12 protein-coding genes and 1 tRNA gene are annotated in these 16,266 nt (G+C 72.0%); 9 read left to right on the top strand and 4 right to left on the bottom strand.

The features are described from left to right. Positions 1 to 53: 53 nt before the first annotated feature. From ACZ3IG_RS20275 to ACZ3IG_RS20245, 7 genes are all read left to right on the top strand, one after another. The gene (locus ACZ3IG_RS20275) at positions 54 to 1,238 is read left to right on the top strand and encodes an SCO3242 family prenyltransferase (RefSeq protein WP_467434064.1); all 1,185 of its coding nucleotides are present in this window, start codon (positions 54 to 56) and stop codon (positions 1,236 to 1,238) included. Further along, the gene (locus ACZ3IG_RS20270) at positions 1,235 to 2,212 is read left to right on the top strand and encodes a sugar phosphate isomerase/epimerase family protein (protein WP_467433745.1); all 978 of its coding nucleotides are present in this window, start codon (positions 1,235 to 1,237) and stop codon (positions 2,210 to 2,212) included. The genes ACZ3IG_RS20275 and ACZ3IG_RS20270 overlap by 4 nt, the downstream gene beginning before the upstream one ends. Next, the gene (locus ACZ3IG_RS20265; RefSeq protein WP_467433744.1) at positions 2,209 to 2,946 is read left to right on the top strand and encodes an EboA domain-containing protein; all 738 of its coding nucleotides are present in this window, start codon (positions 2,209 to 2,211) and stop codon (positions 2,944 to 2,946) included. The genes ACZ3IG_RS20270 and ACZ3IG_RS20265 overlap by 4 nt, the downstream gene beginning before the upstream one ends. Further along, positions 2,946 to 3,794 (top strand): TatD family hydrolase, encoded by an 849-nt coding sequence (locus ACZ3IG_RS20260; RefSeq protein WP_467433743.1) that lies wholly within the window; start codon positions 2,946 to 2,948, stop codon positions 3,792 to 3,794. Before ACZ3IG_RS20265 ends, ACZ3IG_RS20260 begins: the two co-directional genes overlap by 1 nt. 3 nt (positions 3,795 to 3,797) lie before the next feature. Continuing rightward, positions 3,798 to 4,970: a metabolite traffic protein EboE gene (gene eboE / locus ACZ3IG_RS20255; protein WP_467433741.1), complete on the top strand. Its 1,173-nt coding sequence runs from the start codon at positions 3,798 to 3,800 to the stop codon at positions 4,968 to 4,970. After that, the gene (locus ACZ3IG_RS20250) at positions 4,967 to 6,370 is read left to right on the top strand and encodes a nucleotide pyrophosphatase/phosphodiesterase family protein (protein WP_467433738.1); all 1,404 of its coding nucleotides are present in this window, start codon (positions 4,967 to 4,969) and stop codon (positions 6,368 to 6,370) included. The genes eboE and ACZ3IG_RS20250 overlap by 4 nt, the downstream gene beginning before the upstream one ends. 136 nt (positions 6,371 to 6,506) lie before the next feature. Continuing rightward, entirely contained in the window at positions 6,507 to 7,763 is a 1,257-nt protein-coding gene (locus ACZ3IG_RS20245) for a sugar phosphate isomerase/epimerase family protein (protein ID WP_467433736.1), read from the top strand. A 96-nt stretch (positions 7,764 to 7,859) separates the two neighbouring features. Here ACZ3IG_RS20245 and ACZ3IG_RS20240 read toward each other — a convergent pair whose 3' ends face one another. The 4 genes from ACZ3IG_RS20240 to ACZ3IG_RS20225 form a co-directional block, all read right to left on the bottom strand. After that, positions 7,860 to 9,248: an OFA family MFS transporter gene (locus ACZ3IG_RS20240; RefSeq protein WP_467433734.1), complete on the bottom strand. Its 1,389-nt coding sequence runs from the start codon at positions 9,246 to 9,248 to the stop codon at positions 7,860 to 7,862. 124 nt (positions 9,249 to 9,372) lie between these two features. Then, entirely contained in the window at positions 9,373 to 11,520 is a 2,148-nt protein-coding gene (locus ACZ3IG_RS20235; protein WP_467433733.1) for an acetate--CoA ligase family protein, read from the bottom strand. A gap of 1 nt (position 11,521) precedes the next feature. Continuing rightward, complete coding sequence (gene frc / locus ACZ3IG_RS20230; RefSeq protein ID WP_467433730.1) at positions 11,522 to 12,754, bottom strand: formyl-CoA transferase; 1,233 nt, start codon at positions 12,752 to 12,754, stop codon at positions 11,522 to 11,524. 59 nt (positions 12,755 to 12,813) lie between these two features. Then, on the bottom strand, positions 12,814 to 14,502 hold the full coding sequence (locus ACZ3IG_RS20225; RefSeq protein WP_467433729.1) for a thiamine pyrophosphate-binding protein: 1,689 nt from the start codon (positions 14,500 to 14,502) through the stop codon (positions 12,814 to 12,816). A gap of 338 nt (positions 14,503 to 14,840) precedes the next feature. Between ACZ3IG_RS20225 and ACZ3IG_RS20220 the strand changes: the two genes are divergently transcribed. Further along, positions 14,841 to 14,928, top strand: a tRNA-Leu gene (locus ACZ3IG_RS20220). Positions 14,929 to 15,160: 232 nt separating this feature from the next. Further along, complete coding sequence (locus ACZ3IG_RS20215; protein ID WP_467433727.1) at positions 15,161 to 16,147, top strand: carbohydrate kinase family protein; 987 nt, start codon at positions 15,161 to 15,163, stop codon at positions 16,145 to 16,147. Positions 16,148 to 16,266 lie beyond the last annotated feature (119 nt).

Genomic DNA, 16,266 nt, shown 5'->3' with positions numbered 1-16,266 from the left:
TACGAGACGCCTGCGGCCCCACCGGTCGGCCGGACACGGAGCCACGCCCCGGCCTGACCGGGACGACGCCCCAGGGGCGCCACGCCCCCCGCGCGGCCGAGGAGCCCCACGAGCCGCACGGCCCCCACACCTCCCGCGCCCGCGCCTGGGCCGAACTCCTCCGGCTGCCCGCCCTGTTCACCGTCCCCGGCGACGTGCTGGCCGGCGCGGCGGCGGCCGGCGCCCGGCCCGGGTACCGCACCCTGCTCTCCATCGGTTCCTCCGTCTGTCTGTACGAGGCCGGCATGGTCCTCAACGACTGGGCCGACCGCACCGAGGACGCCGCCGAACGCCCCCACCGCCCCCTCCCCTCCGGCCGCGTGCGCCCCTCCGCCGCCCTCACCGCCGCGTGTGCCCTGACCGGTGCCGGGCTGGCCCTCGCGGCGGGTGCCGGCCGTCCCGCCCTCGCGGTGGCCGCACCCCTGGCGGCGACCGTCTGGGCTTACGACCTCGCCCTGAAGCACACGCCCGCCGGGCCGGTCGCCATGGCCGGGGCCCGGGCCCTGGACCTGCTCCTGGGCGCCGCGGCCGGCGCGGGACGCATCCGCTCGGCGCTGCCCTCAGCGGCCCTCCTGGGGACCCACACCCTCGCCGTCACGGCCGTGTCCCGCCGGGAGACCACCGGCGGATCGACGGCGGCCCCGCTCGCGGCCCTCGCCACCACCGCCCTGCTGACCCGGCTGGTGACCCGGCGACCCACCCGACCCCCGGCAGACCGACGGGAAGCAGCCTCCCGCGGTCTGCCGGGCCCCACCCCGGCGATCTGGCCGACGCGGACGGCTGGGCCGGCGCGGACGGATCGGCCAGCACCGGCGGACCGGTCAGCGGTAGTGGACCGGTCAGCGCTGACGGACTGGTCAGCGGTGGCGGACTGGTCAGCGGTGGCGGACCGGTCAGCGGTGGCGGACCGGTCAGTGATGCCGGCGCGGGCCGTGCCGACAGATCCGGCACCGGGGCGGGAGCGGCTCACCGCCGTCCTCGGCGCCGCCTACGCCGCCACGGCCGCCCGCCCCTACTTCCACGCCGCCCTCAACCCCTCGCCCCCGCTCACCCAACGCGCCGTCGGCGGCGGTATCCGGGCCACGATCCCCCTCCAGGCCGCCCTCGCCACCCGTTCCGGTGCGAGCGTCGTGGGTCTGCTGGTCGCGGGGCTCGCCCCGCTGGGCCGACGGTTCGCGAGGAAGGTGAGCATCACATGACGCCGCCCGCACGGCAGGACGCCGCCGTCACCCCCCTCCGGTTCGGCTACGGCACCAACGGCCTCGCCGACCTCCGCCTGGACGACGCCCTCTCCCTCCTCGCCGACCTCGGCTACGACGGCGTCGGACTGACCCTCGACCACATGCACCTCGATCCGCTCGCCCCGGACCTGGCCGCCCGCACCCGCCGGCTCGCGCACCGGCTGGACACCCTCGGCCTGAGCGTCACGGTCGAGACGGGCGCCCGCTATGTCCTCGACCCGCGCCGCAAACACGGTCCCTCCCTCCTCGATCCCGACCCGGACGACCGCGCCCGCCGCGTCGATCTGCTGCTCACCGCCGTACGGGTCGCCGCCGACCTCGGCGCCCACGCCGTGCACTGCTTCAGCGGCATCACCCCCGAGGACACCGGCACCGAGGAGGCATGGCAACGCCTGACCGCCGCCCTCGTCCCGGTCCTGGACGCCGCCGTCACCGCCGGCGTCCCGCTCGCCGTCGAACCCGAACCAGGTCACCTCCTCGCCACCGTGGCCGACTTCCACCACCTGCGCCGCGCACTCGGCGATCCCGACGCGCTCGGCCTCACCCTCGACATCGGCCACTGCCAGTGCCTCGAACCCCTCCCTCCCGCCGACTGCGTACGCGCCGCCGGTCCCTGGCTGCGGCACGTCCAGATCGAGGACATGCGCCGCGGTGTCCATGAGCACCTCCCGTTCGGTGCGGGCGAGATCGACTTCCCGCCCGTCCTCGCGGCCCTCGCCGCCACCGGCTACCAGGGCCTGACCGTCGTCGAACTGCCCCGCCACTCCCACGCCGGTCCCCACTTCGCCGCCCACTCCCTCCCGTTCCTCCACCAGGCGGCGACCGCGGCCGACGTCCCCCTCACCCGGATCCCCACCGCCACCGACCTCCCGGCGCCGGCCGCCCCACCCCCAGGCGTGTCCTCCGCCACCCCACAAGGGAGCAGCTCATGACGCAGCCGCACGCCACCCACCCCACTCGGCGCACGGAAGACACCGGCGCCGCGCGGAACGACGCCCGGGGCCGGGGCACCACCCCCGCCACGACCCCGCCGGCCGACCTGCGTGCCGCCCTCACCGCCCGGCTCGACCCCGACGCCCGCCGCTGGCTCGACCAGGCCCTCGACGAGGCCGGCGCCCACCCCGGCGGCCACGGCCCGATCTCCGCGTGGGAACTGCGCCTCGCCGAGGCCGGCCGCCGCTGCGGCCCGGCCCACGCCGACACCGCCCGCGTCCTGATCCTGCACGCGGCCCGCGCCGGAGCCGACGCGCTGGCCCGGGTCTACCACCAGGGCACCGCCGACGAACGCCGCGCCGTGCTGTACGCCCTGCCCCACCTGGTGCCCGGCACCGACGCGCTGCCGCTCGTCGAGGACGCCCTGCGCACCAACGACACCCGGCTGCTGGCCGCCGCCGTCGGTCCCTACGCGGCCCGGCACCTCGATGACCACCAGTGGCGGCACGCGGTACTGAAGTGCCTGTTCACCGGCGTCGGCGTCGCCCATGTGGCGGAGCTGGACCGCCGGGCCCGCGGGGACGCCGAACTCGCCCGGATGCTCGCCGACTACGCCGCGGAGCGCACCGCCGCGGGCCGTCCCGTCCCAGAAGACCTGCACCGCGTCCTGGCCCTGACCGAACCGGCGACCGAGTCGCACGGCCCGGCAGACCCCCACGGCAAGGAGTCCTGATGCGCATCTTCGACCCCCACATCCACATGACCTCCCGGACCACCGACGACTACGAGGCCATGTACGCCGCGGGCGTCCGCGCCCTGGTCGAACCCGCCTTCTGGCTCGGTCAGCCCCGCACCTCCCCGGCCTCCTTCCGTGACTACTTCGACTCCCTCCTCGGCTGGGAGCCCTTCCGCGCCGCCCAGTACGGCATCGCCCACCACTGCACCATCGCCCTCAACCCGAAGGAGGCCAACGACCCGCGCTGCACCCCCGTCCTCGACGAACTGCCCCGCTATCTGGTCAAGGACCGCGTCGTCGCCGTCGGTGAGATCGGCTACGACTCCATGACCCCCGCCGAGGACACCGCGCTCGCCGCCCAGCTCCAGCTCGCCGCCGGCCACGGTCTGCCGGCGCTGGTGCACACCCCGCACCGCGACAAGCCGGCCGGACTGCGCCGCACCCTCGACGTGGTCCGCGAGTCCGCGCTCCCCGCCGACCGGGTCCTGGTCGACCACCTCAACGAGACCACCGTCAAGGAGGCCAAGGACGCGGGCTGCTGGCTCGGCTTCTCCGTCTATCCGGACACCAAGATGGACGAGGAACGGATGGTCGCGATCCTCCGCGCCTACGGACCGGACCAGGTGCTGGTGAACTCCGCCGCCGACTGGGGCCGCAGCGACCCGCTCAAGACCCGCAAGGTCGCCGACCTGATGCTCGCCGAGGGCTTCAGCGAGGACGACGTGGACCGCGTGCTGTGGCGCAACCCGGTGGCCTTCTACGGACTCAGCGGACGCCTCGACCTGGACGTGGCCCGGCCCGACGCCACCCACGAGGGCAACTCGATCCTGCGCGGCGGTGAGTGAGCGATGCGCTTCCGGCACCCCGACGGCTCCGTCCTCCACCTCGCCTACTGCACCAACGTCCACCCGGCCGAAACCCTCGACGGCGTCCTCGCCCAGCTCCGCGACCACTGCGAACCCGTGCGCCGGCGCCTGGGTCGCGACCGCCTCGGCATCGGCCTGTGGCTGGCCCGCGACGCCGCGCACGCCCTGGTCACCGACCCGTCCGCACTGCGCGGTCTGCGCGCCGAACTCGACCGGCGCGGCCTGGAGGTCGTCACCCTCAACGGCTTCCCCTATGAAGGGTTCGGCGCGCAAGAGGTCAAGTACCGCGTCTACAAGCCGGACTGGGCCGACCCCGAGCGCCTGGAGCACACCACCTCCCTCGCCCGCGTCCTCGCCGGCCTGCTCCCCGACGACGTCACCGAGGGCAGCATCTCCACCCTCCCGCTGGCCTGGCGCACCGCCTACGACGACGCCCGCGCCGAGAAGGCCCGCGCCGCCCTGGTCACCCTCGCCGAACGCCTCGACGCCCTCCAGGAGCTGACCGGCCGCTCCATCCGCGTCGGCCTGGAACCCGAACCCGGCTGCGTCGTCGAAACGACCCGGGACGCCATCGCCCCGCTCACCGCGATCGGCCACGACCGCGTCGGCGTCTGCGTCGACACCTGCCACCTCGCCACCTCCTTCGAAGACCCGCACACCGCCCTGGACGCCCTCACCGCCGCCCAGGTCCCCATCGTCAAATCCCAGCTCTCCGCCGCCCTGCACGCCGAACACCCCCGTCTCCCCGAGGTCCGCGACGCGCTCGCCGCCTTCGCCGAACCCCGCTTCCTGCACCAGACCCGCACCACCACCGAGCCCGGCCGGCTGCTCGGCACCGACGACCTGGACCAGGCACTGGACGGCACCGCCCTGCCCGACGCCTCCCCGTGGCGGGCCCACTTCCACGTCCCCCTGCACGCGGCCCCCGCCGCACCCCTCACCTCCACCCTGGACGTCCTCAAAACCACGCTGACCCGCCTCGTCGGCGGTCCGCACCCCCTCACCCGGCACCTGGAGGTGGAGACCTACACCTGGCAGGCCCTCCCTCCCGAACTGCGCCCCCGGGCCCGCGCCCAGCTCACCGACGGCATCGCCGCCGAGCTGACCCTCGCCCGCGAACTGCTCACCGACCTCGGCCTGAAGGAGCTGCCATGACCGGACCCGCCCGGCCCGAAGGCACCGGCCCCACCCCGCTCCTCGTCCTCGACGTCGTCGGCCTCACCCCCCGTCTCCTCGACCACATGCCCCACCTCAAGACGCTCGCCCAGTCCGGCTCCCGCGCGCCGCTCGGCACCGTCCTGCCCGCCGTCACCTGCGCCGCCCAGTCCACTTTCCTCACCGGCACCCTCCCCGCCGAACACGGCATCGTCGGCAACGGCTGGTACTTCCGCGAACTCGGCGACGTCCTGCTGTGGCGCCAGCACAACGGCCTCGTCACCGGCGACAAGCTCTGGGACGCCGCCCGCCGCGTCCACCCCGGCTACACGGTCGCCAACATCTGCTGGTGGTACGCCATGGGCGCCGACACCGACATCACCGTCACCCCCCGTCCCGTCTACTACGCCGACGGCCGCAAGGAACCCGACTGCTACACCCGGCCCCCGGCCCTGCACGACGAACTCACCGGAAAACTGGGCACCTTCCCCCTCTTCCACTTCTGGGGCCCCGGCGCGGACCTGGTCTCCAGCCAGTGGATCATCGACGCCACCCGCCACATCCTGCGCACCCGTCACCCCGACCTGGCCCTGTGCTACCTCCCTCACCTCGACTACGACCTGCAGCGCTTCGGCCCCGACGACCCGCGCTCCCTCCGAGCCGCCACCGACCTGGACGCGGCCATGGCCCCGCTCCTCGACGACGCCCGCGCCGAGGGCCGTACCGTCGTCGCCCTGTCCGAGTACGGCATCACCCGCGTGAACCGGCCCGTGGACATCAACCGCGCCCTGCGCCGCGCCGGCCTCCTGGAGGTGCACACGCAGGACGGCATGGAGTACCTCGACCCGATGGCCTCCCGCGCCTTCGCGGTCGCCGACCACCAGATCGCCCACGTCTACGTCCGCCGCCCCGAGGACCTCGCCGCCACCCGCGCCGCCCTGGCCGGACTGCCCGGCATCGAGCAACTCCTGGACGACGAGGGCAAGAAGGCCCACCACCTCGACCATCCGCGCGCCGGTGAACTCGTCGCCGTCGCGGAGCCGGACGCCTGGTTCACGTACTACTACTGGCTCGACGACGCCCGCGCGCCCGACTTCGCGCAGCTCGTCGAGATCCACCGCAAACCCGGCTACGACCCGGTCGAGCTGTTCATGGACCCGCTCGACCCCTACGTCAAGGTCAAGGCGGCCACCGCCCTGGCCCGCAAGAAACTCGGCATGCGCTACCGCATGGCGGTCGTGCCGCTGGACGCCTCACCTATTCGCGGCAGCCACGGCCGCCTCCCCGCGAGCGACGACGACGGTCCGCTCCTCATCTGCTCCACCCCCCGCGCTGTCGGCGACCGCGTCGCGGCCACCGACGTCAAGAAACTCCTGCTCCATCTCGCCGGACTCGACTGATGAACGGCCGCGTGCGGCCCCGAGTTCCAGCTACCGACAGTGAAGCACGCACCACTGACAACGACCTGCCACCCGACCCCCCGTCCGGCTTCGGACCGGGGATCGGCGCAGGTCACGACCGAGAAGGCAGGCATCCGTGAGACCGTTCTCCGACATATCCCGCACCGTCACGGACCGTTCCGACGGCTCGGGCACTCCCGACGCCCTCGACGCCTCCCACGGCTCCGACGAGGCCCTGCGCCGCAGCCTCGGGATCAGCCGCCGCCGCGTCCTCAGCACCTGCACCGCCGTCGCCGGCGCGGCCGTCGCCGCCCCCGTCTTCGGCGCCTCACCGGCCCTGGCCCACGACCGGCACAGCGACCGCGGCCACGGACACGGTCACGGGAACGGCCAAGGACACGGCCACGGCGGTGACATCCTCGTCCCCGCCCACAAGCGCGGCATCATCCTCTACACCGTCCGCGACGCGACCGCCCGGGACCCGCTCGCCACCGACCTGCCCTCCGGCTTCCGGGAGGTCTTCAAACAGCTCGCCCGCCACGGTTACCGCCAGGTCGAGTTCGCGGGCTACCGCCAGCACGCCAACGCGCCCGGCGGCGCGGACCTGGAGACGGTCGAGGGTGCCAGGCTGCTGCGCTCCTGGCTCGACGAGTACGGCCTGCGCGCCCAGGGCAACCACGGCTTCATCCCGCCGTCCTGGCCGCTGACCAGCGCCGACCTGGACACCTTCAAGAAGCACCTGGAGATCGCCAACATCCTGGGCCTCGGCCACATGGGCACCGGCGGCGACCCCACCGGCAGCTCCTACCGGGCCGACTGGGACGTCGCCGCCGACAAGTGGAACGCCCTGGGCGAGATCGCCCGCCGGGAGGGCGTCAAGCTCTACACCCACAACCACGACGCGGCGTACGGCTTCCTGCTCGACGGCGGCCCGCTGGACGACCAGGGACGGCCCACCCGCAGCTCCGGCATCCGCAAGCTGGAGTACTTCCTGAAGGTCACCGACCCCAGGGCCGTCTGGCTGGAGATGGACATCTTCTGGGCGCACGTCGCCCAGTACAAGTTCCACACCTACACCGCCCACGACGGCTCGACCCGGAAGAACGTCTTCGACCCGGCCGGCCTGGTGGCCCGCCACAACAAGCGCTACCCGCTGTTCCACGCCAAGGACGGCGTCGTGAGCACGACCAACGGCATGGGCTACGAGATGGTGCCCTTCGGCACCGGCGTCATCGACTACACGACGTTCTTCTCCCGGGTCGGACAGCGCACCTACCGCAACCCGATGATCGAGGACGACAACTCGCCGAGCGCCACCGATCCGGCACAGTCGCTGCGCGAGGCCAAGATCAGCTACGACAACCTCGCGGCCCTGCGCAAGCGCCGCCGCTGACCCGCCCGCACCCGGGACGGCCCCTCCCGAACCCCCGCGGGAGGGGCGGCCCCACGTGTCACTGAGAAACACCTCGGACGCGGAGGCCGCCCCGGCTCAGGTCATCTCCTCCCCCAGGGGACGCGGATTGGGCACGACACGCTTCGCCCTGGGCCTGCCCGGTGCCTTCAGGAACAGCGCCAGCACCGCGGAGGCCAGCCCGATCGAGCCGGCCAGGGCGAACGCGCCCTCGTAGTCCCAGGCGCCGACCACGACCGCGCCCAGGCCGGAACCGACGAGCCCCGAGACCAGTTTCGAGCTGTAGACCATGCCGTAGTTGGTCGCGTTGTTGTTCTCACCGAAGTAGTCCGCCGTCATGGCGGCGAACAACGGGAAGATGGCGCCGCCGCCGAAGCCCGAGACCATCGAGCAGAACAGGAAGAACGGCATCACGCCCGTCTTCCCGGAGGCCAGCACGCCGAACTGGGCGAGGCCGAGCACGACACACACGATGATCAGGGTGTTGCGACGGCCGAAACGGTCGGAGACCCAGCCGATGACGCCGCGCCCGGTGCCGTTGACGATCGCCTTCAGGGACATCGCGGTCGCCACGATGCCGCCCGCGAAACCCATGTCCTTGCCGAACGGCACCTGGAAGGCGATGCCGAAGATGTTGATGCCGGCCGTGCACAGCAGACAGAACCACATCATCCACAGGACGGGTGTGCGCGCGGCCTCCCCGGGGGTGTACTGCTTGACCGCCGGCGGGTTCTTCTCCAGGGCCCGGCGGATCTTCGGGTCGTCGGTCTGCCGCAGCGGGTCGACGTGCGCGGGCCACCAGTTCTTCGGCGGGTCCTTGAAGAACCAGCCCGCCGACGCCACGACCAGGCACAGCCCGACGCCGGCACAGACCAGCACCGTCTGGTAGTTGCCCAGGTCCATGTAGGAGGTGAACAGGAACACGAAGGGCACGGAGCCGTAGGCGAAGCCGCCGTTGACGAAGCCCGTCTTGCCGCCCTTGCGCTCCGGATACCACTTGCCGACCATGTTCACGCAGGTCGCGTAGACCAGACCGGCGCCGATGCCGCTGCACACGCCGAAGCCGAGGTAGGCGACGGCGACGTGCGGCGCGTAGGCCAGGGACACATAGCCCAGCAGGGTGCCGACCGCGCCGATCAGCATCGCCCCGCGCGCGGGGAGCCTGCCGCTCTCCCGCAGGTGCCCGGCCGGCAGGGCCACGGCCGCCTGGAAGAACACCCAGACGCCCATCAGCCAGAAGATGTGCCCGCTGTTCCACAGGTGGGCCTCGTGGAGGGTGTCCTCCGCCGAGGTGAACGCGTACTCGGCTGAACTGATGCCCATCATGCCGATCCACGGCAGGATGACCATCCACTTGCGCGGCCGCCCCATGATGTCGACGTCGGACTCGCCGAGCCGGTACACGCGGCCGTTGTGGTCCGTCACCTCCCGGAGAGGGACGGACGTCGAGATGTCGGTGGTTGTCATGTCGTTCAGCACCCCTTGCGTGCGAAAGCTCTGGCCAGCGCCCCCTGTCCAATGCCTCACGTGTGCGCACGGGTCCTGGGGCCGGCCGACGCGCACCGCCGGCCGGCCCCGCAACCGCCTCAGCTCATGTACCGCCCCCCAGCACGCCCGCCGCGCGGGCCCAGCGGTACTTCGCACCGAGCACGGCCACCGGTTTCTCGGTCGTGTACGGGTACGCCACGACCCCCCGCTCGAAGAGGTACTGGCACGCCTCCTCGACCTCCACGTCGCCCGCGAGAGACGCCACCACGGGCTTCTCGACGCCACGCTCGCGGAATTCCGCCACCACGCGCGCGGTCAGCTCGGCGAACACCAGGGGAGGCGTCACGATGGTGTGCCAGTAACCGAGGACCAACGCGTGGATGCGCGGGTCCTCAAGACCCAGCCGGATCGTCGCCTCGTACGTCGACGGCGGCTCGCCCCCGGTGATGTCCACCGGGTTGCCCGCCGCCCCGAAGGGCGGGATGAACTCCCGGAAGGCCGCGTCCAGGTCCGGCGGGATCTCCATCAGGGACAGCCCGTTGTCCGTCACCGCGTCGGACAGCAGGACGCCGCTGCCACCGGCCCCGGTGATGATGACGACGTTGTCACCCCGGGGAGCGGGAAGCACCGGCAACGCGCGCGCGTACTCCAGCATGTCGTTCAGACCGGGAGCCCGGATCACCCCGGCCTGCCGGAGGATGTCGTCGTACACGGCGTCGTCCCCGGCCAGTGCCCCGGTGTGCGACCCGGCCGCCCTGGCGCCCGCCGCCGTACGGCCCGCCTTGAGGACGACGACCGGTTTCTTCGGCACCGTCGCCCGCGCGGCCGCCACGAAGGCACGGCCGTCCTTGAGGTCCTCCAGGTGCATCGCTATGCACTCGGTGTGCGGGTCCTCGCCGAACCAGGTCAGCAGGTCGTCCTCGTCCAGGTCCGCCTTGTTGCCCAGCCCGACGATCGCCGACACACCCGTCCCGGTGGCGCGGGCGAACCCCAGGATGGCCATCCCGATGCCGCCCGACTGACTGGTCAGCGCGACACCGCCCTTGACGTCGTAGGGCGTGCAGAACGTGGCGCACAGGTCCTGCCACGTCGAGTAATAGCCGTAGATGTTCGGCCCGAGCAGCCGGACGCCGTACCGCTCGGCGATCGCCACGACCTCCTCCTGGAGAGCGTGTTCGCCGGTCTCCGCGAAGCCGGAGGGGATCAGGACGGCGTTCGGTACGCCCTTGCGGCCCACCTCCTCCAGGGCCGCGGCGACGAACCGCGCCGGGATCGCGAAGACCGCGACGTCCACCTCGCCGGGCACGTCCGTGACGCTCTTGTACGCCTTGCGGCCCAAAATGTCGTCCGCCTTGGGGTTCACCGGGTGGATGTCCCCGGCGAAACCGCCGTCGACCAGGTTGCGCATCACCGAGTTGCCGATCTTGCCCTGCTCGTTGGAGGCGCCGATCACGGCGACCGACCGCGGCCGCATCAGGCGGCGCATGGAGGCGAGGATCTCCTCACGCGCGTACCGGCGTCGGGGTTCGGCCCGCGTCTCGCAGAGGATCACGCGGATGTCGGCGGCGACGGCACCCGTCGGGGTGGCGATCACCGGGTTGAGGTCCACCTCGGCGATCTCGGGGAAGTCCGTGACGAGCTCGGAGACCCGCCGGATCTGCTCCGCGACCGCCCACCGGTCCACGCCCTCCTGCCCCCGCACCCCGCGCAGCACCGGGGCCGCCCGGATCGAGTCCAGCATGGACAGCGCCTCGTCGCCGTCCACGGGCGCCAGCCGGAACGTGACGTCCTCGAGGACCTCCACCAGCACCCCGCCGAGCCCGAACGCCACCACCTTCCCGAACGTCGGATCGGTCACCGCGCCGACGATGACCTCCTGCCCCGGCGGCAGCAACTCCTGGACCTGTACGCCATGGACGCGGGCGTCCGCGTCGTACGCGCGCGCGTTCTCCACGATCCGGTGGAACGCCGCGCGCACGTCGGCGGCCCCCTCGACACCGACGACCACACCGCCCGCGTCGGTCTTGTGCGAGATGTCCGGTGACACGATCTTCATCACCACGGGTTCGCCGAAGCGGGCCGCGCACGCCACCGCCTCGTCGACATCGGTCGCCAGTTCCTCGCCGGGTACGGCGATCCCGTACGCGTCGGCGAGCACCTTGCCCTCCGGTGCGGTCAGCGCCGTCCGTCCCTCGGCGCGCACGGCGTCCAGGAGCGCGCGCACCCGCGCCGTCCGGTCCTCGGCCGTCACCTCAGATCACCCCGTCCGACTTGAGCAGGCGCAGTTCCTCGTCGTCGAGGCCCAGCTCACTGACGTAGACGTCTTCGTTGTGCTCGCCCAGCAGCGGGGAGCCGCTGATCTCCACGGGGGAGTCGGAGAGCTTGAGCGGGCTGCCCACGGTGACGAACTCGCCGCGCTCGGGGTGGGGCACGCGGACCACCATCTCGTTGGCGGCCAGCGACCGGTCCTCGATGATCTCCTTGGTGGACAGGATCGGCCCGCACGGGATGTTGTGCGCGTTCAGCCGCTCCAGCACCTCCCACTTCGGCAGGGTGGACGACCACTCCTCGATCAGCTGGAACATCTTGTTCAGCTTCGGCAGCCGGGCCGCCGGCGTGGCCCACTCGGGGTCGTCGGCCAGCTCCGGCCGGCCGATCAGCCCGGTGAGCGGCTGCCAGCCGACCGGCTGCACGATGACGTACACGTAGTCGTTGGGGCCGCCCGGCGCGCACTTGACCGCCCAGCCGGGCTGGCCGCCGCCGGACGCGTTGCCGGACCGGGGAACCTCGTCGCCGAAGTCCTCGTTGGGATATTCGGCGAGTGGACCACGGCTCAGGCGCTGCTGGTCGCGCAGCTTCACCCGGCAGAGGTTGAGCACCGCGTGCTGCATGGCCACGTTCACCCGCTGCCCGCGCCCGGTGCGCTCCCGTTGGTACAGCGCCGCGAGGATGCCCGCCACGGCGTGGACGCCCGTGCCCGAGTCCCCGATCTGGGCCCCCGTCGCCAGCGGCGGCCCGTCCTCGAAACCGGTGGTGGACATCGATCCGCCCATGGCCTGCGCGACGACCTCGTACGCCTTGAAGTCGGTGTACGGGCCTTCGCCGAACCCCTTGATGGAGGCGTAGACGATCCGTGGATTGATCTCCTTGATCCGGTCCCAGGTGAACCCCATGCGGTCCACCGCGCCCGGCCCGAAGTTCTCGACCATGACGTCCGAACGCCGGATCAGCTCGGTGAGGATCTCCTTGCCGCGCTCGGTCTTGGTGTTGAGGGTGATGCTCCGCTTGTTGCAGTTGAGCATTGTGAAGTAGAGGGAGTCCACGTCCGGCAGGTCCCGCAACTGCCTGCGGGTGATGTCACCGGTCGGCGCCTCCAGTTTGACCACGTCCGCGCCGAGCCAGGCGAGCAGCTGGGTCGCGGAGGGGCCGGACTGCACATGCGTCATGTCCAGGACGCGGATGCCCTCAAGAGCTTTCGTTGTCACGGGCGATGTGACGGGTGATGTCACGGGCGATGCGGCGGGCGATGTCACGGGCGATCACCTCACTTGTACATGGTCTGGTTCATGGTTCCGGGGGCGTACGCGTCCGGGTCGACCCAGACGTTGATCAGCGACGGCTTGCCCGACTCGCGGGCCCGGCGCAGCGCGGGGCCGATGTCGGCGGGGTCGCGGACCTCCTCGCCGTGTCCGCCGAGCATGCGCGCGAACTGGTCGTAGGGGACGTCGCCGAGGGTGTTGCCGACCCGCTCGCGGGCCTTGCCGTACTTGGCGGCCTGGCCGTAGCGGATCTGGTTCATGGAGGAGTTGTTGCCGATGACGCCGACGAAGGGGAGGTCGTAGCGGACGAGGGTCTCGAAGTCCCAGCCGGTGAGTGAGAAGGCGCCGTCGCCGAAGAGGGCGACCACCTCCTTGTCGGGCCGTGCCTGCTTGGCGGCGAGCACGAAGGGCACACCGACGCCGAGGGTGCCGAGCGGTCCCGGGTCCATCCAGTGCCCGGGCGACTTGGGCTGCACGACCTGACCGGAGAAGGTGACGATGTCGCCGCCGTCGCCGATGTAGACCGAGTCCTCGGTGAGGAAGTCGTTGATCTCGCTGACCAGCCGGTACGGGTGGATGGGGGAGGCGTCCGACCGGAGCTGCGGCAGCCGCTTGTCGAGCGCGGCCCGCTCCGCCGCGCGCAGTTCGTCCAGCCACTCCTTGCGCCGGGCCGCGCCGCCGTTCAGCCGTCCGGAGGCCGCCTCGGTCACCGCCTTGAGCACCAGCCCGGCGTCCCCGACGATGCCGAGGCCGATGTCGCGGTTCTTGCCGACGGTGCGGTAGTCGAGGTCGATCTGCACGACCGTCGCGTCGGGGGAGAGCCGCTTGCCGTAGCCCATCCGGAAGTCGAAGGGCGTGCCGACGATGACGATGACGTCGGCGCCGGAGAAGGCGTAGCGCCGGGAGAGCTGGAAGTGGTGCGGGTCGCCGGGCGGGAGGGTGCCGCGGCCGGCGCCGTTCATGTATGCCGGGATGTTCAGCGTGCGCACCAGCTCGACGGCGGCCTCGGTGCCTCGGGTGGTCCACACCTGGCTGCCGAGGAGGATCGCCGGCTTCTCGGCGTGCGCCAGCAGGTCGGCGAGTGCCTCGATCGCCTCCGGGTCACCGGCCGACCGGGTCGAGGCCCGGTAGGCGCCGGCCCTCGGCACCCGGGCCTGGTCCACCGGCACCTTCGCGTCGAGCACATCGCGCGGTATCTCCAGGAAGGAGGGCCCGGGAGCGCCGTGGTAGCACTCGCGGAACGCCATCGACACCATGTCCGCCGCGCGTGCGGTGGACGGCACGGTGGCCGCGAACTTGGTGATCGGCGCCATCATGTCGACGTGCGGAAGGTCCTGGAGCGACCCCATCTTGTGCTGGGTGAGGGCGCCCTGGCCGCCGATCAGCACCATCGGTGACTCGGCGCGGAAGGCGTTGGCGACGCCGGTGACGGCGTCGGTGGTGCCGGGGCCGGCGGTGACGACCGCGCAGCCGGGCTTGCCGGTGACACGGGCGTACCCGTCGGCGGCGTGCGCGGCGACCTGCTCGTGGCGGACGTCGACGACCTCGATGCCCTCGTCCACGCAGCCGTCGTAGATGTCGATGATGTGGCCGCCGCAGAGGGTGTAGATACGGTCGACCCCTTCGGCCTTGAGGGCCTTGGCCACGAGGTGACCGCCGGAAATGACGTCCTGGGACTGGGAGTCCTCGGGCATGCGAAATCTGTCCCTTCCATGAGGGGCTGGGGCGCTCTCGCGGTAGATTGCATACAGTCGACGAATACTGTATGAAGCTTGTTATCCCGCATCGGGTGGGTGGTGTCCAGTGGGCGTGCGGCATTTTCGGTCACCGGAGGGGGACTTCCCGGACCACTGGCCCGCCCGCCCGTGACCGGCGCACCGACCCGACCGCACGCCGCAGGTTCCGGGGAGCGCCTCGGGCGAGGCCCCGGGTCACCCCAGGAGAAGGAAACGCAGGTGAAAGGCACTGCGAAACCTTGGTATGGTTGTCCATGTCGCCGCGGGGAACACCCCTGGCGGGCGGCAGACACCTCGTCCGGGTGGCGGAATGGCAGACGCGCTAGCTTGAGGTGCTAGTGCCCTTTATCGGGCGTGGGGGTTCAAGTCCCCCCTCGGACACCAGTCAGCAAAGACCCCTGTTCACCAGGGGTCTTTTGCTTGTCCCCAGGTTGGCGGACGCCCCGGGGAACCACGGGTACGAAGCCCTCCGCGCCTCGTCCGCCCCCCGGCGCCCGGCGCGGTCGTACTCCCGTCTTACCCCCGCTTAAGCGCCACCTCGAATGATGTGGACGGCAGCCGGGCCCGCCCTGGCGTGCCGCCGTCGACATCCACGCCACAGGGGCAGGGGCACTTGATGAAGATCGCCGTGACGGGTTCGATCGCCGAGGACCACCTCATGGTCTATCCGGGCAGGTTCACCGAACAGTTCATCGCCGGGAGCATCGACAAGGTGTCGCTCTCCTTCCTCGTCGACGAGCTGGAGATACGTCCCGGGGGAACCGCCGCGAACATCGCCCACGGACTGGGCCTGCTCGGGCTGCGGCCGCTGCTCGTGGGCGCGGTCGGGGAGGGCTTCGAGCAGTACCGCGCCCGGCTGGAGCGGCGCGGCGTCGACACCGAGTCGGTCCGGGTGAGCGACCGGCTGCACACCGCGCGCTTCGTCTGCACCACCGACAGCGACCACAACCAGATCGGCTCCTTCTACACGGGCGCCATGAGCGAGGCCCGGCACATCGACCTGCGGACGGTACGGGAACGGGCGGGCGGACTCGACCTCGTCGTCGTCTCGCCCAACGACCCCGAGGCCATGCTCCGGCACACCCGCCAGTGCGTCGAGATGGCCGTTCCCTTCGTCGCCGACCCGTCGCAGCAACTGGCCAGGCTGGACCGCGACCAGGTCCGCGCGCTGCTCACCGGCCCCCGCTACCTGTTCACCAACGAGTACGAGAGCGTGCTCATCCAGGAGCGCGCCGGCTGGACGGAGCAGCAGATCCTGGGCCGGGTGGGCAGCTGGGTGATCACGCGCGGCGCCGAGGGAGCCGTGGTCCAGCAGGCGGGACTGCGTCCGGTCACGGTGAAGTCCGTGCCACCCACCGGACCGGCGGAACCCACCGGCGCGGGCGACGCCTTCCGGGTCGGCTTCCTCGCCGCGGTCGCCTGGGGCCTGAGCCATCGCCGCGCCGCACAGCTGGGCAGCGCGGTGGCCACCGCCGTCCTGGAGTCCACCGGCTCCCAGCCGCCGTCCCTGTCGGGCCACGGCCTGCTGGCCAGGGTGCGTGACGCCTACGGGGTCTCCGCGACGGAGGACCTGGGCGGACACCTGACGGGGACGTCCCGGTGAGCGGGCCGAGCGCGGGCCGCGTGGCCGCCCTGCGTGAGGCGCTCGCCACCCGTGTGGTGGTCGCCGACGGTGCGATGGGCACCATGCTGCAGGCGCAGAATCCCACGCTGGAGGATTTC

The organism is Streptomyces sp. NPDC016677 (genome assembly GCF_055562815.1).
This window is presented reverse-complemented; position numbering and strand designations above follow the sequence as displayed.